This is a genomic window from Mycobacterium simiae (assembly GCF_008370645.1).
GTDB classification, from domain to species: domain Bacteria; phylum Actinomycetota; class Actinomycetes; order Mycobacteriales; family Mycobacteriaceae; genus Mycobacterium; species Mycobacterium simiae_A.
The window spans coordinates 1-21,814 of record NZ_VTZN01000010.1; the positions used below are offsets into that span (position 1 = coordinate 1).

22 protein-coding genes are annotated in these 21,814 nt (G+C 62.8%); 6 read left to right on the top strand and 16 right to left on the bottom strand.

Annotated features, from left to right (window positions below; all coding sequences use genetic code 11):
• From F0Q45_RS03105 to F0Q45_RS03155, 11 genes are all read right to left on the bottom strand, one after another.
• The coding region (locus F0Q45_RS03105; RefSeq protein ID WP_149652517.1) for a M56 family metallopeptidase at window positions 1-825 on the bottom strand (825 nt) is incomplete at its 3' end.
• Window positions 822-1,196, bottom strand: a complete 375-nt coding sequence (locus F0Q45_RS03110; RefSeq protein WP_149652518.1) for a BlaI/MecI/CopY family transcriptional regulator — start codon at window positions 1,194-1,196, stop codon at window positions 822-824. The genes F0Q45_RS03110 and F0Q45_RS03105, both read right to left, overlap by 4 nt.
• 148 nt (window positions 1,197-1,344) lie before the next feature.
• The gene (locus F0Q45_RS03115) at window positions 1,345-1,992 is read right to left on the bottom strand and encodes a hypothetical protein (RefSeq protein ID WP_262490848.1); all 648 of its coding nucleotides are present in this window, start codon (window positions 1,990-1,992) and stop codon (window positions 1,345-1,347) included.
• 10 nt (window positions 1,993-2,002) lie between these two features.
• The gene (locus F0Q45_RS03120; RefSeq protein ID WP_149652519.1) at window positions 2,003-2,971 is read right to left on the bottom strand and encodes an MlaD family protein; all 969 of its coding nucleotides are present in this window, start codon (window positions 2,969-2,971) and stop codon (window positions 2,003-2,005) included.
• Complete coding sequence (locus F0Q45_RS03125) at window positions 2,968-4,017, bottom strand: MlaD family protein (protein ID WP_149652521.1); 1,050 nt, start codon at window positions 4,015-4,017, stop codon at window positions 2,968-2,970. The genes F0Q45_RS03120 and F0Q45_RS03125 overlap by 4 nt, the downstream gene beginning before the upstream one ends.
• Complete coding sequence (locus F0Q45_RS03130; RefSeq protein ID WP_149652522.1) at window positions 4,014-5,147, bottom strand: MlaD family protein; 1,134 nt, start codon at window positions 5,145-5,147, stop codon at window positions 4,014-4,016. Before F0Q45_RS03130 ends, F0Q45_RS03125 begins: the two co-directional genes overlap by 4 nt.
• Before the next feature lies 1 nt (window position 5,148).
• Entirely contained in the window at window positions 5,149-6,156 is a 1,008-nt protein-coding gene (locus tag F0Q45_RS03135; protein WP_149652573.1) for an MlaD family protein, read from the bottom strand.
• Window positions 6,156-7,166 (bottom strand): MlaD family protein, encoded by a 1,011-nt coding sequence (locus F0Q45_RS03140; protein WP_149652524.1) that lies wholly within the window; start codon window positions 7,164-7,166, stop codon window positions 6,156-6,158. The genes F0Q45_RS03135 and F0Q45_RS03140 overlap by 1 nt, the downstream gene beginning before the upstream one ends.
• Window positions 7,163-8,155 carry an MlaD family protein gene (locus F0Q45_RS03145; protein WP_149652525.1) on the bottom strand — a complete coding sequence of 331 codons (993 nt, stop codon included), beginning with the start codon at window positions 8,153-8,155 and terminating at the stop codon, window positions 7,163-7,165. Before F0Q45_RS03145 ends, F0Q45_RS03140 begins: the two co-directional genes overlap by 4 nt.
• A gap of 3 nt (window positions 8,156-8,158) precedes the next feature.
• Window positions 8,159-9,040 carry an MlaE family ABC transporter permease gene (locus F0Q45_RS03150; protein WP_149652526.1) on the bottom strand — a complete coding sequence of 294 codons (882 nt, stop codon included), beginning with the start codon at window positions 9,038-9,040 and terminating at the stop codon, window positions 8,159-8,161.
• The gene (locus F0Q45_RS03155; protein ID WP_149652527.1) at window positions 9,040-9,945 is read right to left on the bottom strand and encodes an MlaE family ABC transporter permease; all 906 of its coding nucleotides are present in this window, start codon (window positions 9,943-9,945) and stop codon (window positions 9,040-9,042) included. Before F0Q45_RS03155 ends, F0Q45_RS03150 begins: the two co-directional genes overlap by 1 nt.
• Window positions 9,946-10,467: 522 nt before the next feature.
• Here F0Q45_RS03155 and F0Q45_RS03160 point away from each other — a divergent pair.
• Window positions 10,468-12,195, top strand: a complete 1,728-nt coding sequence (locus F0Q45_RS03160) for a GMC family oxidoreductase N-terminal domain-containing protein (protein WP_149652529.1) — start codon at window positions 10,468-10,470, stop codon at window positions 12,193-12,195.
• A gap of 468 nt (window positions 12,196-12,663) precedes the next feature.
• Here the strand turns inward: F0Q45_RS03160 and F0Q45_RS03165 are convergent, their stop codons facing one another.
• Window positions 12,664-13,272 carry a hypothetical protein gene (locus F0Q45_RS03165; protein ID WP_149652530.1) on the bottom strand — a complete coding sequence of 203 codons (609 nt, stop codon included), beginning with the start codon at window positions 13,270-13,272 and terminating at the stop codon, window positions 12,664-12,666.
• Window positions 13,273-13,776: 504 nt separating this feature from the next.
• On the opposite strand from F0Q45_RS03165, the gene F0Q45_RS03170 reads away from it, so the two are divergent.
• Window positions 13,777-14,538 (top strand): hypothetical protein, encoded by a 762-nt coding sequence (locus F0Q45_RS03170; protein ID WP_262490849.1) that lies wholly within the window; start codon window positions 13,777-13,779, stop codon window positions 14,536-14,538.
• A 28-nt stretch (window positions 14,539-14,566) separates the two neighbouring features.
• On the opposite strand, the gene hsaB is transcribed toward F0Q45_RS03170, so the two are convergent.
• From hsaB to hsaA, 4 genes are read right to left on the bottom strand one after another with little or no spacing between them, the layout of a single operon-like run.
• Window positions 14,567-15,133, bottom strand: a complete 567-nt coding sequence (gene hsaB, locus F0Q45_RS03175; protein WP_149652531.1) for a 3-hydroxy-9,10-secoandrosta-1,3,5(10)-triene-9,17-dione monooxygenase reductase subunit — start codon at window positions 15,131-15,133, stop codon at window positions 14,567-14,569.
• Window positions 15,134-15,144: 11 nt separating this feature from the next.
• The gene (gene hsaC / locus F0Q45_RS03180; protein ID WP_149652532.1) at window positions 15,145-16,059 is read right to left on the bottom strand and encodes an iron-dependent extradiol dioxygenase HsaC; all 915 of its coding nucleotides are present in this window, start codon (window positions 16,057-16,059) and stop codon (window positions 15,145-15,147) included.
• On the bottom strand, window positions 16,056-16,931 hold the full coding sequence (gene hsaD, locus F0Q45_RS03185; RefSeq protein WP_149652534.1) for a 4,5:9,10-diseco-3-hydroxy-5,9,17-trioxoandrosta-1(10),2-diene-4-oate hydrolase: 876 nt from the start codon (window positions 16,929-16,931) through the stop codon (window positions 16,056-16,058). Before hsaD ends, hsaC begins: the two co-directional genes overlap by 4 nt.
• A gap of 3 nt (window positions 16,932-16,934) precedes the next feature.
• Window positions 16,935-18,119 (bottom strand): 3-hydroxy-9,10-secoandrosta-1,3,5(10)-triene-9,17-dione monooxygenase oxygenase subunit, encoded by a 1,185-nt coding sequence (hsaA, locus tag F0Q45_RS03190; RefSeq protein WP_149652536.1) that lies wholly within the window; start codon window positions 18,117-18,119, stop codon window positions 16,935-16,937.
• 177 nt (window positions 18,120-18,296) lie between these two features.
• Between hsaA and F0Q45_RS03195 the strand changes: the two genes are divergently transcribed.
• The 4 genes from F0Q45_RS03195 (at window position 18,297) to F0Q45_RS03210 (ending at window position 21,790) form a co-directional block, all read left to right on the top strand.
• Window positions 18,297-19,382: a ferredoxin--NADP reductase gene (locus F0Q45_RS03195; RefSeq protein ID WP_149652537.1), complete on the top strand. Its 1,086-nt coding sequence runs from the start codon at window positions 18,297-18,299 to the stop codon at window positions 19,380-19,382.
• A 38-nt stretch (window positions 19,383-19,420) separates the two neighbouring features.
• Window positions 19,421-19,960 carry a hypothetical protein gene (locus F0Q45_RS03200; RefSeq protein WP_149652539.1) on the top strand — a complete coding sequence of 180 codons (540 nt, stop codon included), beginning with the start codon at window positions 19,421-19,423 and terminating at the stop codon, window positions 19,958-19,960.
• 109 nt (window positions 19,961-20,069) lie between these two features.
• Complete coding sequence (locus F0Q45_RS03205; protein WP_149652541.1) at window positions 20,070-20,414, top strand: hypothetical protein; 345 nt, start codon at window positions 20,070-20,072, stop codon at window positions 20,412-20,414.
• 14 nt (window positions 20,415-20,428) lie between these two features.
• A complete protein-coding gene (locus F0Q45_RS03210; RefSeq protein WP_149652543.1) occupies window positions 20,429-21,790 on the top strand; it encodes a DUF2254 domain-containing protein in 1,362 nt (453 codons plus the stop codon).
• Window positions 21,791-21,814: the final 24 nt, after the last annotated feature.

Here is a 21,814-nt window from a genome sequence, read left to right on the forward strand (position 1 = left end):
AGCGAGCCGGGTGGCCCGGGCCAGCGTCGCGGTACCGGCGGCTCCCAGCGCCGCTGAGGCCATCGCCGGCGGCGCGGTCAGTGCCAGTAGTCCACGCACCAGCGCTATTTTCCCGTGGCGTCGCACCGCAGCATCATCAGCACACATCTCGAGCAGGTCTGCCACCACGTCGGCTGCTGCGGAGAACAAGGTAAGTCGTGGCAGGCTGGCGGCAATAGCACGCAGCGCCATGAGCAGGTCATGGTGACGACCTGCCAGGTGCGCATATTCGTGGGCCAGCACAGCTGCTAGCTGCTGCTCGTCGAGCCGGCCCAGAGCGGCGGTGGTGACCACTACCAGTGCGTGGGGTCGACCAGTTACGCAGTATGCGACTGGTTGCGGCGCCGGGACGACGACCACGTTCGGCCAGGCGCCGACGCCGCCGATCGCCCGAGCAGTCGCTGCATGCAGGCGACTGCGTGTTCTTTGCCTGAGCAGGTGATTGCCGATACGCCAACAGACGACAGCGGTGGTTATCAGGCCGGCAAACAACAGGCAGATCGCCAGCGCTGAGGCAATTGCATGCGGCAATCCCAATTGGCCGGTGAGTCCTAACGTCTCCAAGCACAAGGCCAGTGTCCGGTGGCGCCCCACGCTGTGCACGACGGCGATGCCCAATATCACCAGCGCAGCACCCCACGCGGCTATCGCTGCACAGACCATGGTCAGCCAACCCATCACGGCCAGCTGAGGATGCACACCCGTGCCGGTGACCCGGCGTAGCAGCAGCGGGCCGAACCAGGTCAACGCCGAGCCATACCCCAGCAACAGCAGGGCCACGTTCACGATTCATGCCGATCGATGATCCGGCGCAGCACGTCGCGAACCCGTGTTGATTCGTCCTGGTCCAATTGCTTGAGAAAAAACGTCAACACCAAGTCGGAATCTCCCCCGGCGTCGAAGGCGTCTCGCATGAGTCGGGCCGAATGTTCCTCGCGGGTCATGGTCGACCAGTAGCGAAATGCCTTTCCCGCCCGCTCACGCTGTAGCCAGCCTTTGCGGTACAAGTTATCCATGGTGGACATGACTGTGGTGTAGGCGATTTGGCGATCATGCGCCAAGTTGTCGAACACATCGCGAACGGTGACGACCTCACCACGCTTCCATACGCGGTCCATAATGACCGCCTCCAGCTCGCCGAAGCGCCGAACCTGCACAGCTCTACTCTCTTGAACGTCTCGATGTGTCGACCCTGACCACTGTAGTCACATCGCTCGCCGTTCGGGGTCCACGAGCGTAACGCCAGCGCGAAAAATCACGCGGAATAACGCAGTAGCGTTACGCTCGCGGATAATTCGAGCAGCACTACGGCCCTGCGTTCGGCGCATGGCTGCCGGTCTTAGGGCCAATATCGGAGACCTGCCAACTTTCGCCAACCTTGTTGATTGTGATCTGCAGCAGGATGAGCGATACTCGCGGCTCCGGATTTTGCAGGTTGCGAGTGGTCTGGGCCGCCGAAACCACCACCTGGTACACCTGGCCGGGCTGGGCAACCGCATCGGTGGCCAGCACCTCGCCGGTGGAGGTGACCTGAGCCTGCAGCATGACGCCCTTGAGCAGGTCGGTGGCATTGACGTACTTGTCCTGCAGCGCCTGCGAAACACCGCTCTCCACCGACCGGAAGAAGGCGTCCGGGTCCTCGAAGCTGTAGGTCAGCGACTTCAGCGCGTAATCCCTGGCCAGCTTGGCCGCTGTGGCCCGATCGGACTGGGCCCCGCGCAGCGCCGCCAACTCGTCGGCCACCTCGCGGTATTTAGCAAACCCGAATACACCACCGCCGAGCACCGTAGTGACAACGACGGTCGACACCCAGCGCCATGGCCGCTTCGGCCGAAACCGCAGCCGTGGCGGCCGTGGCAGCCAGCGGCGACCGCTATCGCCGGCAACGTCGCTTTGCTCGACATCCTCGACCAGGTCCGGCGATTCGGCCTCGCAGATGGTGTCCGTGGTCATCGGTGATCCTTCACTGTTGGTGCCATTCCGGCACGTTCACTTGCACGCGCAGTCCGCCGTTGTCGTTGCAGGTCGACTCCCAGAAATCGAGCCAATGCCCGGCGTCGACCTTGAAACCGCGCAGCGGCGCGGTGGCCGGCTCGAGGACTGTCGCGAAGGTACTCAGAGGTCCGGACAACATGTCCAGGTACTGGCCGAGGTTGGCCACCAGTGTGGGCAGTGCCGCCCCCGGCGCTAGGGCTCCGTCCAGCATGTGGGTGTACTCGTCGGTGTCGCGTACCAGCCTGGTCAGCGCCAGCACCGCGCCCGGCGTGAGGGTGCCGGCCTCGCTCAGCACCTCACCGGCGTGCAGGTCGCCCAGGCCGTTCGTCATCGTCGAGACATTGTTGAACAGCGTTGCCAACAGTTGCCTGTTCTCCCACTCCATCTTGGCGACCAACCCCGCCGAAGTGGCCAGCGAATCCAGGGTAGCGTCGCTGCCGGCGAGCGCTTGTGAGACGTTGGTGACGATGGTGCGGACATAACTCGGATTCACCGCCGCCAGCAACGTGTTAGCCCGGGCGAGCAGATCGCTGACCGTGACCGCCGCCGCGATCCGATCAGCCGGTATCACCGTGCCCTCGCTGAAGTATGGCGGCGCAATATGTTTCGGCTTGAAATCGATGTACTGCTCCCCGACGAGGGAAAGGTTTTGCACACTGATCACGCTGTTCGCGGGAATCGGATGGGCCGGGTCGAGGTCGATCGACACTTTCAGTCCGGTCGGCGTGGTTCGGATTCCCGTCACCCGGCCCACCTGGATACCGCGCATCGTGACCTGCGACGTGGGCAGTAGTCCGCCCGAGTTGTCCAGCAAGAGAGTGATCCGGGTGGGTTGTGCGGCTGGATTGATATCGAGCACGCCGAGCGACAAATAGGCTGCGCCGAGCACAGTGATGACCGCCAGGATCACCAAAGTGGTTGCGGCATTGAACTTCATGGCAGCAATCCCATCGTTCGCATCGCCGATATCGCTTGGTCGGCTTTGTCGGCGGGATCACCTACCCCCGGGTTGCCACGTGGCGAATGCACTGCAGAGACGCTGAATTTCGGCCCGCCATTGCCGAAGAACGGAACGAGCTTGTCCCGGATCAATCCGACCAGCTTGTCGGCAACCACCGGCACCGTGGTGTCAGCTGCCGCCATGGAGCCGACCAGCGGCGTGATGTAGGAAAGCATCTGGATGAAGTCAGACGTGTTGGGCACCAGCAATTCCGCGCCGCTGCGGCCGAGGTCCTGGAAGTCGACGGCCAGCTCGATGATGTCCGGTAACACTTGCGACATCGCGTCCAGCTTGCCCGGTCCTTCGGTGATCAGTCGGTCCAAGGCTCCCGTATTAGTGATCAGGCCCCGGCTGATGTTCTGGGTGCTGGAAAGGATTTTGTCGATCGCATCCTGGTTAGCCGCCAGGTCGTGCAGCACTCCGGCCAGCTTCGCCCGGATCCGGTCCTGCTCGGCCGGGTCTTTCGGGAACGCCTTGTTGAGGTTGATCACCGTTTCTTGCAACGTGTTCAGGTCACCGCCGGTGACCAGGTTCGACACCCCCCGCAAGATGTCCTCGACGTTGTCGGCCGGGACCGTATTGTGCAACGGAATGGTGTCACCGTCGTGTAAGGGAGTGGGGACTGGTTGCTCCGGTGGCAGCAGGGCGATGTAGATGTCGCCGAGCACGGTGGCCTGACGCAGTTCGGCGTGGGTGTTTTGCGGCAGCTTGACACTGCTGGACACGTCGACGTAGGCGACTGCCGTGCTGCCGACCAGCTTCACTCGGTCCAGGACGCCAACGCGTATGCCACCGAAGTCCACTTTGGCCCTGGCCGGCAGGTTGAGCACACTGGAAAATTCGACTTTGATGGTGTACTTGTCCCCCGGGACATAGGAACCGGGTACCGGCAACCGGGTCGGGTCCAGTGAGCACGCCGCCACCAGGCTGATGAGCAGGGCGCCGAGCAGCGCCCGCAGTGTGCGTGAGGTTGGTCGGGTCATGGCAACGCAGCCCCCAGGAGGAGATCGGTCAAGCCGAGGGTGACTGGGTCGGAGGCGGTACCGGGCGCACATGCTGCCTCGCTGCCGGGGGTGTTCCGTTGCCGCAGCACGCTACAGACGGCGCTGGCCTGCGATGGTGAAAGCGCAACTTGCGGTGGGATGTAGGTGACGTTGTGGGTACCCCAAGCCGGTTCGTACTTCGAGGCGAGCCAGTTGGTCAACGGCGGCAAGGCATTGATGAAGCCCACGATGTGCGGGGTGTAGGCGTTGAGGATATCCCGGATCCATGGGATCAGCTTGTCGGTGATGTTGTGATAGACCCGCGGCGCAAACCGATTCAACGCATCGATCAGGATCGGCAGCGCGTGCGCCAGATGGTCGAGCGCAGCCGCAAAGCCGTCCGCGAGCCCCTGCGTCATTTTCAGGCTTTCGGGCAGGGTGTGGATCACTGAGGAGATGGTGTCCCAGTGTTGCAGCAACGTCGATGTCAGGATCTCGCCGTTCTCGACGAGCTGGCGGGCGTCAACGTCGGCCTGATAGGGGTCGCCGATAACGGCTGCCAGGTCTCGCATCGTGTGGTTGAGTTGTCCGCCGGTGCCCTCCAACGAACGGCTTGCTGCTTGCAGGCTGTCGTTGATGGCTTGCGCGCCGGGCGAATCCGAAGGGTTTTTCCCGTCTGCGGATCCCACGATGGCGGTGGCGAGTTTGTCGACGGCAGAGAATGTTTCGCTGACGCCGATCGGTGTCTTGGTGGATTCCAGCTTGATGCAGTGCGGGCCGGTGAACTTGGGGCCGCTGGCATAGGTCTTGGTGAGCTCGACATGCCGATCGCTCATCACCGACTGCGAGTAGGTGACCGCGCCCACATCGGCTGGCAAATCGAGTTCCTTGGCGACGGTGAAGTCGACTCGAACATGATCGGGCATGTTGGTGATCGCGGTCACCGAGCCTACGTCGATACCTAGCAGCTGCACTTTGTTGCCGGGATACAGTCCTGCGGCATCGGTGAATTCGGCGCACAGGGCCCGGTTGCTGTTGAATCTCGGCAGCGCGATCTTGGTGCCGATCACAGCGACAGCGGTGACTGCGACGATCGCCGTGCAGGCAAGCAGGATAGGCTTTTTCGTCATCTCAGCAGCGCCGCACGATGCTGGGAAGACACAGGTCCTGGCCGGGCACCGATCGGTGGCTCTCGTCGACGACGACACCGTTGCCACTGAGCATCGGCACTACGATGCTGAGAATCTGGCCCAGGCCCTCGGCGGCCTGGCCGACCCGCTCCGGATGGGCAACCAAAGTGTCGATAACATCGTCGATTCCGTTGACGGTGGGCGCGATCTCGCGGCTGTAGAACACCATGATGCGGTCGGTGATCCGGGTCAGCTCGGATAGCAGGGCAAAGAACTCGATGATGTCGACGGACTTGGAGGTATAGCGCTGTCCCACCAACGTAAATTGCTCGAGCAACGCCACGAGTTGTTTGCGACCCGAGACCAGGGCGCTGCTGGAATGTTTGACGAAGTCCATACCGCGATGGAAGTCGTCGTTCATCTTGCTCAACGTTGCGGTCAACTCGTTTGCGGACTGCAGGATGTCCCGCAGCGCATTGGGATACTTGTTGGTGGCGTAGGCGAGCTCGGTAAAGGTGTCGTGGATGACCTGGCCGTTGACCTCCTTGAGGAACGAGGTGACCTCCTGGATCATGTCGTTGCCCTCGAACGGCGTCTTAACCCGTTGCGGCGGAATCACATTGTGGCCCAGCGGCAGTCCGCCTTGCGGCTCGAGCGCCACAAAGTGCCCGCCCAACGGGGTCAGCAACTTGACGTCCAGGGTGGATTGCGAGCCGACGACGACCGATCGCTTGACTTCGAAGGTTATTTCCACGACAGTCCGGTTCAGCCGGACATTGGTGACTTTGCCTACCGGGACGCCGGCGATACGGACGTCGTCGCCAACACGAAGGCCCCCGGAGTTGGCGGAGTTCGCGGTATAGCTGATCTGCCCAGTCGGATTAAGGTAGGCCACCCCGGTGGTGGCTAGCACGACCACGATGGCGACGATGCCGATCATCCCGAGCCGACGGCTGCGGGCCGCCGCCGCGTGTTCGTGGAGTGCGCGATGGTATCTGCCGAAGATCATTACCGGCACACCACCAAATCCTGTTGCGCGAATGACACTTGCCCGATGCCAGGAAGGTGGACTTGGCCGTGGGAGCAGGTGAAGGTCGGCGTGGCCTGCTGGTCGCGAACCAGCCAGTCCCGCAAGCCCTGGATCAGCGCGGGCACCAGGGAGAGGCCGGCGATGATAGTGGGCGTCTGTGGGAACATTCGGCTGGTCATGTCGTAGAGCGGCACCGTCGATCCGTCGAAGGAGCGCTCGGCATATTGCAGAATGTGCACGAGGCTGCGCAGCAGCGGCAATTCCACATCGATCGAGGTGCGAAACTCGTCGGCCCTGGAGGTAAAGGTCGACAGCAGACCGTTGAGCGAGGCGATGAGCCGGAAGAGCTGCTGCGACCTGCCGCCCAAGTCACGCGAGATCTCGCTGAGATTGCGGACGAGCACGCTGATGACGGCTTGGCGGTTGATCGCAAACTTGGAGATGGCGTCCAGATCGCGTAGCACCGGGCCGATTCCGGTGTCGTCACCTTGGATCATCCGCAGCAGGTTCTCGCCGAACTGGTTGAGCTGGGCAGGGTCAAGCGTGGTGAATACCGGCCGAAATCCGTTGAACAACTTGGTGATATCGAACGATGGAACTGTCTGTCCGATCGGGATGGCCGATCCCGCGGGCAGCCGTTCGCCCGGCGCGGCGGGTTGCACCAGTTCTACATAGCGCTGTCCGAGCAGATTCTGAAAGCGCACGGCAGCAACGGTATTCCGATACACCGGATGCTCGTTGAGCGCGGTGAAGTCGACCTTGGCGGTGCGGCCTTCGAGCCGGACGGCCTGGACCTTGCCGACTTGCACTCCGGAGATGCGCACGTCGTTGCCGACATCGAGTCCCGATACGTCGGTGAAGGTCGCGGTGTAGCGCACGACAGATCCGTTGACCGGGCTGCGCAGGGCGGTCAGCACGATGACCGCGCACACCGTGGCAACCGTGGTGAACAGGGTCAGCCAAAACGCTGATCTGGAGACCTTCCTCACCGGCCACCCCCTGGCACGGGCGCACCCGGCGACGTGTCGAAGGTGACCTCGGCGCGCATCCGCACCTCGCCGTCGACAACCGAAAAGGCAGTGCTGGTGCGATCGAACAGGCCGGAGAGCCGGTCATAAGCCGGCGCCAGGCTGCCCAATGCGTACATGGTCGGGATCTCGATGTTCATGATCGCGCCGAGCAGCTGGATGAGCCAGGGGTGGTGCTGCAGGGAGATCTGTCCGGCATCCCGGAGCAGCTGGCCGGTTTGGCGCATGACCGTAGTGGTGCGGTCGACGCCGCCCGGCACGACCAGCGGGTCAAGCGCGTCGAGCAGGCCGCCGGTCTGGCCGACGACGGGAAGGGAGTCACCCAGACCGTTGACGAACGATCCCAGCACCGAAAGTGATTGGGAGAAGGGCACGGTCTGGGAGTCGGCGAGGATCTTGGCGAAATCCAAGCCGGCCTTGGCCGCCGGCTCGATCAGGTCGGCGTGCCGGCGTAGCACCTCGATGACGTGCTCGAACTCGGGTGTGTCGAAGATCCGACTCAGTCGCTGCCCCTGACGCAGCAGGCCGGTGACCGAAGCTGCCTCGACGTCGTTGCGGAGCACCAAGGTTTGATTCGCGGACAGCGGGGGTCCGGTGCCGTCGCTGACGAGTTCAACTGCGGCGGTACCGAAGACGTTCGAGGAGGTAAACCTCGCTACGGTGTCGACGGTCAGTGCCCGGGCCTGCCGCGGGTCGAGCAGCACCGTCATCTGCTGCTTGTTGTATCCGGTCGATTCCAGTGTCTTGACCGACCCGATGGCCAGGCCGTGGAACTTCACCTCGGCGCCCGGCGCCAGGCCCTCGCCGATGGTGTTGGCGATCACGGTCAGCTTGAACGTGTCGTCATAACTGCCTCGGGCCGCCTGATACAGCGCGGTGCCCACGATGGTCAGCACCACGGCCACAGCGAGGCCGCGAATGCGTAAGGCGTGTGAACTGGGTGCCCGCATAACCTAACCCGACAACCTCAGACCGGGGTTGTTGCCCCAGAACAACAACGTGAGGACCATGTCGGTGATGACGACGGTGACCAGGCTGGCGCGGATCGCGCGGCCCGAAGCCTGCCCGACCCCCTCGGAGCCACCGGCGGCGTAATAGCCTTCGTAGCAGTGGATTGCGACGATCAGCACCACGAAGATGGTCGCTTTGACCACCGAGCAGGCCACATCTGCGGGCTGGATGAATGAGTCGAAGTAGTGGGAGTACGTACCTGTCGATTGGCCGTGCACGTTGACCACCAATGCACAAGACACATAGCTCAAGATCAGGGCCAACAGGTACAGCGGAATGATGGTGATCATCCCGGCGATGACGCGTGGCGTCACCACGTACGGAATGGACGGGATGCCTTGGGCTTCCAGCGCGTCGATTTCCTCTGAGATCCGCATGGCGCCGATTTCGGCGGTCATCCGGGTGCCGGCTTGGGCACCAAACCCGATGGCCGCGATCATCGGTGCCATCTCTCGTGTGTTGGCGTAGGCGGAAATGAATCCGGTAAGCGGTCCCATGCCGACCATGTCTAGAGCGGCATACCCCTCGACTCCGACCGAACCCCCGATCGCGGCGCCCATAAACGCCAGTACGCCGATGGTCCCGCCACCGACGATCAGCGAACCATTGCCCCAGATCATGTCGACCAGAAGCGTTCCGGTATGGCGCCGGTAGCGCGAGACGGTTCGCGGAATCGCGCTAAGTACTTGGGCCAGGAAGGTGGCCTGGTGCCCGAGGCGCTCGAACACCGAGCCGCCTCGATGGGCCGCCGCCCACGAGAACCGCAGCGCGGTACCCAAGCCAAAAGGCAAATGCCGCGACGGCGTCGCCGTATACCCAGCCATCAGCCCACCTTCGTCGGCATGAACATGGAGACCAGTTGAGTGATCACCAGGTTGAGGACGAAAACGGTGACCACGCCGAGGACGACAGCCGCGTTGACCGCGTCGGCTACCGCGCGGGGGCCGCCTCGAGTCTCCAGACCACGTTGGCACGCGATCAGGGTCACGATCACCCCGAACAGCCAGGTCTTGAGCAACGCAATGACGACATCTCCGACGGTGGCAAACGACCCAAAGGAGGCGATATAGCTACCGGGAACGCCGGATTGGAATCCCACATTGATCACGTAGCCCGCGGAGAGGCCCATGAAGATGATGAAGACGCACAACAGCGGGGCCACCACAATGATTGCCGCCAGCCGCGGCGTGACGAGTCGTTGTACCGGGTCGATGCCCATAACCCGCAGCGCGTCCACTTCGTCGCGGATGCTGCGAGCGCCGAGGTCGGTGGTAACCGCGGAGCCAGCCGCGCCACCGAGCAGCAAGGCGGCCACGATCGGCGCGGCCTGACGGATGACACCCAGGCCACCGGCCGCACCGGAAATCGACGTCGCGCCCACCTGCTGGATAACGCTGCCCACCTGAACAGCGACAATTACCCCGAACGGGATGGAGATCAGCAACGCCGGAATCGCGGTAACCCCCACGATGAAGGAGGCTTGGTGCAGGGTGTCGCGCCAGGGATGGCGCAGCCGGATCACGTCGGTGATCAGGTAGGCAATGGACTGCGTGGCTAGCTCGACGAAGCGGCCGAGGGTCTGCAACGACGCGTCGGCCTGGCCGACGACATGGCGCCAGGGCTTGATCAACACAGCCGCTACCGGCTGGCCGCGGCCGGGTCTGCCCGCCATCAAGGGCGCGGCGGCAGGTGATTGCGGCGCAGCCGCTCGGGGAATGACCAGACTCATCGTGTTCCGCCCGGGCCGGCCCGGCGATTCGGCGGCGCTCCACGCACACCGGTGGGCGCGTTCGTACCCCATTCGAAGGCGGGCGCATTCGGTGTCGACGCAGCCAAAAAAACTGGCTTTGTCAACAAAGACGACATGGCGATTCCTTTAATCAGGGCGAGCGGAACGAGTGATGAACGGATGGTATTGATCGCGTCGAAAACAACGATAACAGTTATTGAATCGAATCGTGAATGTTATCTGATTGTTATAATCATTTATTGTCCATCAATTTGACAATTACGACATTGGCGCCGATCTCCCGCAGCTTGTCAATTCGGACGTACAGTTCGCGCATCCTGGCCTTGGTGATGTCACCGCAGGACCAAGAGACCATCAGCTGCGTCGATGTAAATGATCTTGACAATTACTGAGGCGATTTTTCAGCGCAATCTATTCAGTAATGATCTTCAGCGGTTTAGGCTGCGCTACGGATTTACTGACTCGTCGGGGCCGAGCGCCCCGAGACGGAGGGGGGCGGTCATGACGGAAACAGCTACGGTTCTGGCCAGGTCAACGGATGCGTTACGCAGCGAGTACGACATCGTCATTCTTGGTTCCGGTTACGGCGGCGCTATTCCGGCCGCGCGCCTCGGGATCGCGAACGCGGCTGCGGACGGCAAACTCAACATCGCGGTGCTGGAAAGGGGAGCCGAACATCGCACCGGCACCTTCCCGGAGTCCGAGAAGGAGGCGCTGGCAGAACTGCGTCCGCCCAATCCACTGGGATTAATCGAAATCGACCGGTTCAAGACCATCGACGTGATCCGCGGAAACGGCCTCGGGGGCACGTCGTTGATCAATTTCAACGTGGCGATCGTCCCCGATCGCGAAGTGTTCCTCGCGTCCTGGCCGCGGGAGTTTCAACGGCTAGTCGAGCAGCAGCGCGAGGGCGTCGGCGGTTTGGCGGAATACTTTGCGCGGGCACGCCGCATGCTCGGCGCCGTGCCGTATGCGGAGAACGTGTCGCTGCGCCGGGTTGAGGCATTTACGCAAATCGCCAAAAACGCGGGCGCTCAGTTGCAGATGCTCGACATCACCGTCAGCACCGAAGATCGGGTCACCAAGTACGGCGTGCAGCGGCGACGCTGCCCCAATCACGGCGGCGACGGCACTGGCGACAACACCGGTTCGAAGAACACCCTGATGACGAATTACCTGCCGATGGCCGCGCATCACGGCGTCGAAATGTTCTGCGGCGTTGAAGCTCAACGCATCGAGCCGACGGGCGATGGCCGGTGGCGGGTCATCGCTCGGAGCACCAGCGAAAAAGAAGGAAAGCACCGGGGCAGCGAGATCGTCGTCACCACCCGCCACGTCATTGTCGCCGCGGGCACCCTCGGCAGCAATGAGATCCTGATGCGTTCTAGTCAGGCCGGGTTAAAGCTGTCGACGCGGCTAGGCAAAAACTTCAGCGGCAACGGCGACAACTTCGCTATCGCCTACAACACCGACATGCAGACCGACACCCAGCCCTGGGCGACCACCGACGGGCCGCCCCGATCCGATGTGGCGTGCGGGCCGAGCATCACCGCCCTCATGCGTTTCGGCGCCGACCAATCCGACTTGCGGAAGCGATTCACCGTGGAAGATGTGTCGTTACCCCGTGCGCTGGTCGACAGCTTCCGGTTGGGGTTGATGGGATTGGCCGCCACCAGCTATCGCGATTTGCGGCGGTCGAAGCTGGACCGCTGGCGTCGCGACATCATGTTCAACACCCACGGTGCGATGAACCACTCACTCGGATTCTTGATCATGGTGCACGACAACTCCGACGGTGAACTGGTCCTCCGCAAGAACGGCACGGTCAGGATTGACTGGCCGGGGGCGCCTACGGAGGCCGTCTATCGCGACGTGGACGCGATCATGAAACCGGCCGTCGAGGCGATCGGCGGAACGTACATCAAAAACCCGCGCTGGGATAAGCGTTTCCTGGGTAAGCATCTGATCACCGCTCACCCCATGGGCGGGTGCGTTACGGCCGACAACGTCGACGCCGGTGTGGTGGACCACGCCGGGCGCGTATTTCGCCCGGACGGCGGCACCTACGACGGGCTCTATGTCTGCGACGCGTCGGTGATCCCGCGTGCCATTGGAGTCAACCCATTCCTAACGATCTCGATGTTCGCCGAGCGCACCGCCGAACTGCTGCGCAATGAGCTCGCACTGCCCGGATACCACCCCGGCGCCGAGGCCGACGACCGAGTGTGAGCGCGCCGAGCCAAAAAAGGCACCCGGTTGGCGGTCGAATCCCTAACGATGCGGGCGTCTACCGGATGAACTAGCACGAAAGCCATCACGGCCACCGCCGCCACTGCCGGCGCGATTCGCCGTCGACCCGTCGGCGTCACGTCGCTCCGCCTTTTCGCCTCGATACCTCCTGTAGTGATCGATTTACCCGATCGATGAGGGCCAGCGTGGTAGGAAACGCACAACGTATCTGAGCGGTACAATCACCTCCCGTAACATGGGCCGCCAAATAGTAGCTGGTCAACACGATTTCCCACGACGAGCCATCGGGCGTGCACGCGTTCGGCTACCCGTCAGCTAAATATTCACGCCACAGCTCCGCGCAGAACGCAGCCGCTAGCCCGATATGGCTGTGGCGCACCAAAATTCGCCGCGCGGACGCGGGTGCGGCGCCAGCGCGACACGAACGATTGGAGAGCGGACGCGCGACTACGTGCGCAGGGCAAAGAAACCGATCATCTCGTAGCGGTCCCGGGGTAGCCGGAAGAGGATCTTGCCAAGATACGTGCCGGGCACCACCTCGACCAGTTCGTCACGAATACTCCGGATGATGAGACGGGGGTTGGCTTCGACCTCGGAGTAATCGATAACCATGACCTGGGTGCCGGGATCGGCCTTGCCGGCATCGTTGTAGGTCTTGAAGTCGAAAGCGAGTTTGCCGTCGGTTGAATCCTTCATCTTGTACAGCGGCCACAGTAGTTTGGATGGAAGCCTCGCACCCGAAATCATCCGGTTGTCGCCAGTGTGACCCTTTGAGTCAAACCTTTTTCCGCGCCATGGCATCCATAGGCTCGTGACGAACCGGACGGCTGCGTCGAGCACGGAGTTCGTCGTCGTCATGACGAGGATGCCGTTGGTCGGCCCGTCCAGATCGGTTGGTGGGGTGCCTAGTTTGAAAATCGAATTGAGTTGAGTCTCAGCGCCCGAGCGATCCGACTTTGCCGCTTCTTTGAGATCGACAATCCATTGCCAGGCCTCTTCCGCCGCGTCGCGACTCCGAAGATCGGAGACGCGAGATGCAGCTGTTTGCAGTGACATTTCGTACCCTTATCTGTGGTTAGGACCCCGCGGCGGGGTCTGTGGTTGTTGATGTGCCGTGGTCCCGGTTCCCCATGCTGTGCGCGATGGAGGAAAGCCAGCGCTCTCAGCAGGCGCTACATCGGCGGTAACGCGCAACGACCCAGATGTTAACTCCGCCACACCGCAATAGGAACAGGTTTTGGAAAAGATAACGACAATTTCCTGGACGTCCGCTATTACCCATCAGCGGTGTAGCTCGGTATGGCATTCCAAGCCATTTCTGGCACGTAAAACTTTTGTACACAGCGCGTCCACTCATTGTACACAGCCGGCTGCCCTAACGCATGGGTGTAAACGTGGTCGACACGGCGTTTCGGCAGCGTAGACGGTACGCCCGTGGGTGCTTTCCGGTAGCGAATGCCGGCTAGTGGATGAGCCTGCTGATTCGATTTCTACCGAGTCGAGAAGTGGCATCCAATACCTTATTGGCGAACCCGGCCGGGAGCGGTATTGTGCAGCTGCATGAATTCTGCGACACGACTTATCGCCGTTATCGCGGTCATTATCGCTGCGGCGTTGTGTCCCAGGGCTGTCGCCGATACCTCAAACCTGACGGCCTGCCCGCACACGGCTGCAGTGATCAATCCCAACGCCCAACTGGCCCATCCAGACTGCCGGCTGCACGCTGGTGATCGCGTCGGACTGAATTTCGACGTCAGGTACTCGACGACGCCAGAAGCGCAGGGGCTCAGGGCCGCCAAGGTCGTCGTAACCGATACCACAGGCACGGCCGTCCAAACGATCGATGAGCTGCTCGAGCCGTCGAGTCCGAGCGGAGTCGGGTTGCAGGACCTCGACGGGGACGGCCGCCAGGAGTTAATCATCCCGATGGCTCAGCGCATTTTTCACGGGAGCCCCAACACGCGGTTCTCGGTGTGGCGCGCGGTTGGCGATAGCACTCACTTCGAACGCACCCAAATGCTCGGACAGGCAGTGTATTCCAGCGGTGACGGCTACGTCGTCGCTAACGGCGGCTCACCCAATAGCCGCGACCTCACCTTCTACCTACCCACCGGCGCGGGACTCACCCTCGTGGTGGCGCTGACCATCGAAGCCGAGCAGGTAGATCTGGGCACCCAGCGAGTCCTTACCGTGAGTTGTCGCGCCCACCAGGAAGACGGCTCGCACGCCATCGATATGAATGTCTCTCAGTCACAGGACACTTTCTGCGATTCGCCTGCGGCTCGTGCTATCTGGCCTGGCGCCCAACGGGTAACGCTGTGACCTGGGCAGGCTGCGCGGTGCCAACCGATCAGAGCCAGGTGTCCGGGGTGGTGGCGGTCAGAAAAGCTTCGAGGTCGTCACGCCACTGAGCCGGCGTAGTCTTGTCGGGTTCAATGCCGGTGTACTCGCCGCGGTAGAACAGTAGTGGCCGAGGCTTGATCTTCGGGACCTCCGAGAGCGAATCGACCGCGCCGAACACCACGAAGTGATCACCGCCGTCGTGTACTGACGCTACCGCGCAGTCAATGTAGGCCAACGATCCGTCGATGATGGGCGACCCTAAAGACGAAAGATGCCAACCTATTCCGGCGAATTTGTTGGGGTCCTTAGACCCGAAACGCGCCGAGACGTCCTTTTGTTTCTCGGTCAGCACGTTGACGCAGAAGCGGCCGCTGGCCTCGATGGCCTGCCACGACCGCGATACTTTGGTAGGGCAGAAGAGCACCAGCGGTGGGTCCAGAGATAATGCTGCAAACGACTGACACGCGAAACCGCTTGGAATGTTGTCGTGCACCGTAGTAATGATGGTGATCCCGGTACAAAATTGGCCCAGCACGTTGCGGAACGTACGCGGGTCAATCGGTGCGGCAGCCATGAGTACGGCGGCTAGCCTTGGGATGACCCGGTGATGCCGACCGTGAAGTCATGACCCCACAAGCTGACCGCGGTGCTCTCCCGCGCGATCCAGTCGTGATCGTCAACTTGCCTTCCTTCACAACCGAATTCGACGTCGAATCCGCCGGGGGTCTTCATGTAGAACGACAACATCAGATCGTTGACGTGCCGTCCTAGGGTGGCCGACATGGGCACCTTGCGGCGCAGCGCCCGGTCCAGGCACAAGCCCACGTCATCGGAATTCTCCACCTCGACCATCAGGTGCACGATGCCACTGGGCGTCGGCATCGGCAGAAACGCCAAGCTGTGATGGCGGGGGTTGCAGCCAAAGAAACGCAGCCAAGCCGGCGCACCATCAGCGGGCCGTCCCACCAGCTGCGGTGGCAACCGCATCGAATCCCGCAGCGTGAAGCCGAGCACGTCCCGGTAGAAGTGCAGCGCCTCGGCGTCGTCGCGAGTGGTCAACACCACGTGCCCGAGCCCCTGCTCACCGGTGACGAACCGGTGCCCGTACGGACTGACCACGCGGCGGTGCTCCAAAGCAGCGCCGTGAAAGGCCGCCAACGGGTTGCCGGACGGATCGGAGAACAGGATCATCTCGTCCACCCGGCGGTCGGCCAGCTCAGCGGCATTGGCTTCCTTGTAGGGTGTGCCCTCCACATCGAGCCGATTCCGGATCTCTTGCAGGCCTTGAGCATTGGCGCATTCCCAGCCGGCCTCCGCTAGCCGGTCACGCTCACCGGGCACAATCACCAGGCGAGCGGGGAAGTCGTCCATCCGCAGGTACAGGGCTCCCTCGGTGTTGCCCTTACCCTCGACCATGCCAAGGACTTTGAGACCATACTCACGCCAGGCGGCCATATCGGTGGCCTCGATCCGGAGATAGCCCAGCGACCGGATGCTCATCTGGCACCTCCCAAGAAATCGATCGTCAGCTTGTTGAATTCGTCGAACTTCTCCACCTGAGCCCAATGTCCACACTGCCCGAAGACGTGCAACTGCGCACGCGGGATGGTCTTCAGCGCGACCAGTGCGCCGTCCAACGGATTGACCCGATCTTCGCGTCCCCAAATCAGCAATACCGGCTGGCGCAGGCGGTACACCTCGCGCCACATCATGCCAAGCTCAAAGTCAGCCCCTGCGAACGACTTTCCCATAGCTCGCGTGGCCGCCAATGACTCTGGGGTACTGGCCAGCTCGAAACGCTGGTCCACCAACTCGGCGGTGATCAGCTTTTTGTCGTAGACCATGACCCGCAGGAACGCCTCGAGGTTCGCCCGGGTGGGCTCGACAGAGAACTTCGACAGCTTCTTGACGCCCTCGGTCGGGTCGGGGGCAAACAGATTGATGCTCAGCCCGCCGGGACCCATCAGCACCAGCCGACCAGCCCGGTCCGGGTAGTCAAGGGCGAAGCGTACCGCGGTGCCCCCGCCCAAGGAATTACCTACCAAGGGAACCCGGGCCAAGCCCAGTTGGTCGAAAAGCCCCTTGAGCGCGGACGCGGCGTAGCGGTTGAACTGCCCGTGCTCAGCACGCTTGGCGGAGTGGCCGTACCCGGGCTGATCGACTGCCAGCACATGAAAGTGCTTGGCCAGCACCGCGATATTGCGGGCGAAATTCGTCCAACTCGACGCACCGGGGCCGCCGCCGTGCAGCAGCACCACGGTCTGCTCGTGGCCGACACCAGCCTCGTGATAGTGCAGCCGCAACGGCCCGTCAACGTCGACCGCGGCATAGCGCGACGTGGATTCGAACGTCAATTCCTCGGTTGCGGTCATGGCCTAGACCATGGTGTCGCCGGGAGGCAACCCGAACTCGTGGTTACCGAAAATCACGTACGCGCGTTCCGGGTCGTTGGCGGCGTGCACCCGGCCGGCATGGGCGTCGCGCCAGAACCGCTGAATGGGAGCGTCATTGGACAGCGCGGTGGCTCCGGACGCCTCGAACAGCCGGTCGATTGAGGCGATCGAGCGGCCAGTGGCGCGCACCTGGTCACGCCGAGCGCGGGCCCGCAGCTCGAAGGGAACCTCCTTGCCCGCGGCCAACAATGCGTACTCGTCGCCGACGTTGCCCATCAACTGGCGCCAGGCGGCGTCGATGTCGCTGGCCGCCTCCGCGATACGAACCTTCGCGAAGGGGTCGTCCTTTGCCTTTTCCCCGGCGAACGCTGCCCGCACCCGGTTGCCTTGATGCTCCACGTGCGCAGCGTACGCGCCATAAGCCATGCCAACGATCGGCGCCGATATCGTGGTGGGATGCATTGTCCCCCAAGGCATTCGGTAGACAGGAGCGATATTTGTCTGCAGTCCCCCGGCGGTGTGGTCGTTCATCGCCTTGTAGGACAGGAACCGGTGCCGCGGCACGAACACGTCCTTGACCACCAGGGTGTTGCTGCCGGTGCCGCGCAAGCCGACCACGTGCCACACGTCGTCGATCGCGTATTCGGTGCGCGGGATCAAGAAGCTCCCGAAATCGACCGGCCGACCATCCTTGATCACCGGGCCGCCGACGAACGTCCAGGTGGCGTGGTCACAGCCCGACGACCAATTCCACGAACCGTTCACCAAGTAGCCGCCGTCGACAACGACACCGGCGCCCATCGGCGCGTATGAGGAAGAGATCCGCACCTTTGGGTCCTCGGCCCACACCTCCTCTTGGGCCTGCTGGTCGAACTGCGCCAGGTGCCAGTTGTGCACACCGATAATCGACGCCACCCAGCCGGTGGAACCGCATGCGCTCGCCAACCGCCGCGTCGCTTCGAAAAACAATGTGGGATCACACTGCAGACCGCCCCACTGTTGGGGCTGCAAGAGGGTGAAAAAGCCGGCCTCCTCAAGCGCGGCGACGGTCTCCTCGGGCAACCGACGCAGTTCTTCGGTCGCCCGAGCACACTCCCGAATCTGCGGCAGCAGATCATCGATGGCCGCCAACACCGCCTGCGCATCGCGCTGTTGAATGGACGTCACTTACGTTTGCCTCCTGGGAGTGCGGCCTGTTCGACGACCGGAGTGGACGACCGAATTGAACTTAGAGAAAGACTAGAACACGTTCCGATTTGTGTCGAGCAGGGTATTCCTGCGGCTGGTAGCGGTGCGGATCGGGTTTTCTATAACATGTTCTAGTTAAAACAGAGAGGCAGGGTATTGACCGAGGCAGTCCCTGACGAACCGCTCGGCAGCCACGTCCTGGAACTACAGATTGCCGAGGTCGTCGCCGAAACTGGCGAGGCGTGCTCGCTGGTGTTCGCGGTTCCCGACGGGCCGAGCGATCCAGCTATCCCACCGGAGCGGCTGCGTTATGCGCCCGGACAGTTCCTGACCCTGCGCGTTCCTAGCGACCAAACCGGCTCGGTGGCTCGCTGCTACTCGTTGTGCAGCTCGCCCTTCACCGACGACGCGCTCACCGTCACGGTCAAAAGAACCGCGGACGGATACGCGTCGAACTGGCTGTGTGACCACGCGCACCCGGGCATGCGAATTCATGTCTTGGCACCGTCGGGCAACTTTGTGCCCACAACGCTCGACGACGACTTCCTGCTGCTGGCCGCCGGCAGCGGGATCACGCCGATCATGTCGATCTGCAAGTCGGTGCTGGCCGAAGGCAGCGGACAGGTGATACTGGTCTACGCCAACCGCGACGACCGCTCGGTGATCTTTGGTGACGCACTGCACAAGCTGGCAGAAAAGTATCCGGGTCGGTTCACGGTGGTGCACTGGCTGGAGTCGCTGCAAGGACTACCTAGCGCGACCGCGCTGGCCCAGCTGGCTGCCCCGTATACCGCGCGGCAAGCCTTCATTTGCGGCCCGGGTCCGTTCATGAACGCGGCGCGCCAAGCCCTGGAGGCGCTGAAAGTTGCTGCGCAGCAAGTACACATCGAGGTGTTCAAGTCGCTGGATTCCGATCCGTTCGCGATCGTGAAACTAGAGGATGTCGGCGGCGACGACACTGAGCCACCGGCCACCGCCGTGGTGGAGCTGGACGGTGAGACCCACACTGTGTCCTGGCCACGAAACGCCAAGCTGCTTGATGTCCTGCTGGCCGCGGGCCTCGACGCGCCGTTCTCGTGCCGGGAAGGCCATTGCGGCGCTTGCGCCTGCACGCTGCGCAGCGGCAAAGTCACCATGGAAGTCAACGACGTGCTGGAGCAGCAGGATCTCGACGACGGGCTCATTCTGGCCTGTCAATCTCATCCGGAATCTGATTCGGTAGAAGTGACCTACGACGAGTAGTCGCGGGCGCTATGTTCATCCTGGCGGAAGGATGCGAGATGAAGCGGCTGGTGGCCGGTCCTCCGATAGTCGCAGCGATCGCCGGAGTGTTGATTGCGGTGACCACTCCGCTATCCCGGGCGGCGAGCAACACCGCCACCACCTTGTTTCCTGTCGATGACGTCACCCAGCTGGAGACGCATACCGTCCTGAACTGCCACTCGAACGGCAGCTGCGACTTTGTCGCGGGGGCCAATCTGCGGACGCCTGACGGCCCGGCTGGCTTCCCGCCCGATCTCTGGGCCCGTCAAACCACCGAGATCCGGCCAACGAACCGCCTGACCTATCTGGATGCACACGCCACAGGCCAGTTCGAGCGGGTCATGAAAGAAGGCGGGTCCGACGTGATCACCACCGTCTACTTCGGCGAAGGCCCGCCGGAGAAATACCAGACGACCGGCGTCATCGATTCGACGAGTTGGTCGACCGGCAAACCGATGACCAACGTAGGCGTCATCGTGTGCACGCACATCCAAGTCGTCTACACCGGGGTCAACCTCACCTCGCCCAGCACCTGCGCGCAGACCACGTTCTCCTAAGGCGTGTCCAACAACTGGCTGCGGTCCAGTTGTCGGAGGGGCAGGGCGATTTTGTCGCAGAGACTGGATCGCGGGGAATAGTTTCGGCTGAACCGGGTATATCGGTTCGGTGACGGTGCGGCGGTTGGTCGTGTTCGGTGGTGTGGTGGCGCTGGTGGTCGGCCTCGTGGGTCTGGTGGCTCCGGTTTCAGTCTCGCTGCAGGCGCAGACGGTCGGCTGCGGTTCGCCGATAGCTCCCGACTTCTCCGGGGCTCGTGCGCACGATGACCGCGGCGCCGCCAATGTCCCTGTTCCGGGGGGGATTGTCGCGGATGTGAATTTCACTCGGCTGTGTGAGATGGAGCTGCAGGACCGGCGAATCTGGACCATCACGCTGGCCGCGGTCGGAGCGCTACTCATTGTGGGCGCGGCGGTGTCTGCTGCACGGTCGCGCCGGATGACACGGTCACCGTAGGCGGGCTCCCCGCGATGACTCGGCACACGCCGAAGAGCAGCTGGGTATCGGCAATCGACGCGTTGCGCACGCAGCTGTGGCCGTTGCCGATGACCGGTGTGATGAGCGCGCTCGCGGCCGGGTTTGTGCTGCCGCATGCGGACAGCGCGCTGGCGAACACGATGCCCGCGGCCGTGTCGGATCTGTTCTTCGGGGGCGGAGCGGCAGAGGCGCGAGAGGTATTGGCCACGATCGCCGGCTCAGCGATCACGGTGACGTCGCTGACGTTCTCGCTGACCGTCGTCACGCTGCAGCTGGCCAGCGGGCAGTACTCGCCTCGGCTATTGCGCACCTTCGCACGCGACCGCTTCGTGCAAGGCACACTCGCGCTGTTCTTGGCAACCTTCGTCTACGCGCTCACGATTCTGCGGACCGTGCGCGAAGGCACAGCCGGCAACGGGCTTTTCGTACCGAAGCTGTCGGTGACGATGGCCTACCTTCTGGCCCTGTCCGCCGTCGTCTTTCTGGTGTTCTTTCTCGCGCACCTGGCGCGCGGGATCCGAGTGGAAACGTTGATCAGCACCGTTCACTCCGATGCCTCGCAGACCGCAAACGAGGTGTTTGCCGGCAGGGACAATAAACCGGCCGCATTCGTGCCAGCTGTCCCGGCGTGGGCTAGGGAATTATGCGCAGGGTCCACCGGCTTCGTGAACAACATCGACTCGGACTCCCTGCTGTCCGCGGCCGAACACGCCGATGCCGTGATAATGGTTTTCCGCACGCCCGGGGAATGGCTGGTCGCCGGCACACCGATCGCATCCGCCTGGCCGCTCCAGGGAGCGGCCAGGCTTGATCGGGACGTGCTGAAATCCCTAGGCGACCGCGTGAGGGCCGCAGTGCGAACCAGCGACGAGCGGACCACTGTCGAAGATGTTGCCTTCGGCCTGCAACAGTTGACCGATGTGGCGGTCAGGGCATTGTCGCCGTCGCTGAACGACCCGACCACCGCTATCCACACGTTGGGACACAGCGCGGCGCTGCTATGCGAACTAGTCCAACGCCGGCTCGGACCCAAGGTCGTCACGGACGACCAGGGCGTAATGCGGGTGGTCGTTCGCCGCCCGGATCTAGTCGAGCTGTTGGACCTCGCGGTGTCTCAGCCGCGTCGATACGGCGCAAGTGACCCCAGCCTGCTGTCGAGGCTGTTCGAGCTGCTGCAGGAGGTTGCGTGGTCGGCCACCGATCCCGAGCACAAGACCGCCATATCGGATCAACTGGCCCGGCTCCGGCACACGGTGTCGCAACAGCGGTTCGATGACAGCGAGTACGCCCATCTGGCGCGGCTGGGGCGAGCCGTGGAGGCCGCGCTGGCCCATGCGTGGCGGCCCCAAATTTGAACAGTGTTGACGGCGAGCTACTAA

Coding starts and splice junctions, on each gene's coding strand:
- F0Q45_RS03115 (WP_262490848.1), bottom strand. CDS start 1,992: ATGACCACGGACACCATCTGCGAGGCCGAATCGCCGGACCTGGTCGAG.
- F0Q45_RS03120 (WP_149652519.1), bottom strand. CDS start 2,971: ATGAAGTTCAATGCCGCAACCACTTTGGTGATCCTGGCGGTCATCACT.
- F0Q45_RS03125 (WP_149652521.1), bottom strand. CDS start 4,017: ATGACCCGACCAACCTCACGCACACTGCGGGCGCTGCTCGGCGCCCTG.
- F0Q45_RS03130 (WP_149652522.1), bottom strand. CDS start 5,147: ATGACGAAAAAGCCTATCCTGCTTGCCTGCACGGCGATCGTCGCAGTC.
- F0Q45_RS03135 (WP_149652573.1), bottom strand. CDS start 6,156: ATGATCTTCGGCAGATACCATCGCGCACTCCACGAACACGCGGCGGCG.
- F0Q45_RS03145 (WP_149652525.1), bottom strand. CDS start 8,155: ATGCGGGCACCCAGTTCACACGCCTTACGCATTCGCGGCCTCGCTGTG.
- F0Q45_RS03150 (WP_149652526.1), bottom strand. CDS start 9,040: ATGGCTGGGTATACGGCGACGCCGTCGCGGCATTTGCCTTTTGGCTTG.
- F0Q45_RS03155 (WP_149652527.1), bottom strand. CDS start 9,945: ATGAGTCTGGTCATTCCCCGAGCGGCTGCGCCGCAATCACCTGCCGCC.
- F0Q45_RS03160 (WP_149652529.1), top strand. CDS start 10,468: ATGACGGAAACAGCTACGGTTCTGGCCAGGTCAACGGATGCGTTACGC.
- F0Q45_RS03165 (WP_149652530.1), bottom strand. CDS start 13,272: ATGTCACTGCAAACAGCTGCATCTCGCGTCTCCGATCTTCGGAGTCGC.
- F0Q45_RS03170 (WP_262490849.1), top strand. CDS start 13,777: ATGAATTCTGCGACACGACTTATCGCCGTTATCGCGGTCATTATCGCT.
- hsaB (WP_149652531.1), bottom strand. CDS start 15,133: ATGGCTGCCGCACCGATTGACCCGCGTACGTTCCGCAACGTGCTGGGC.
- hsaC (WP_149652532.1), bottom strand. CDS start 16,059: ATGAGCATCCGGTCGCTGGGCTATCTCCGGATCGAGGCCACCGATATG.
- hsaD (WP_149652534.1), bottom strand. CDS start 16,931: ATGACCGCAACCGAGGAATTGACGTTCGAATCCACGTCGCGCTATGCC.
- F0Q45_RS03200 (WP_149652539.1), top strand. CDS start 19,421: ATGAAGCGGCTGGTGGCCGGTCCTCCGATAGTCGCAGCGATCGCCGGA.
- F0Q45_RS03210 (WP_149652543.1), top strand. CDS start 20,429: ATGACTCGGCACACGCCGAAGAGCAGCTGGGTATCGGCAATCGACGCG.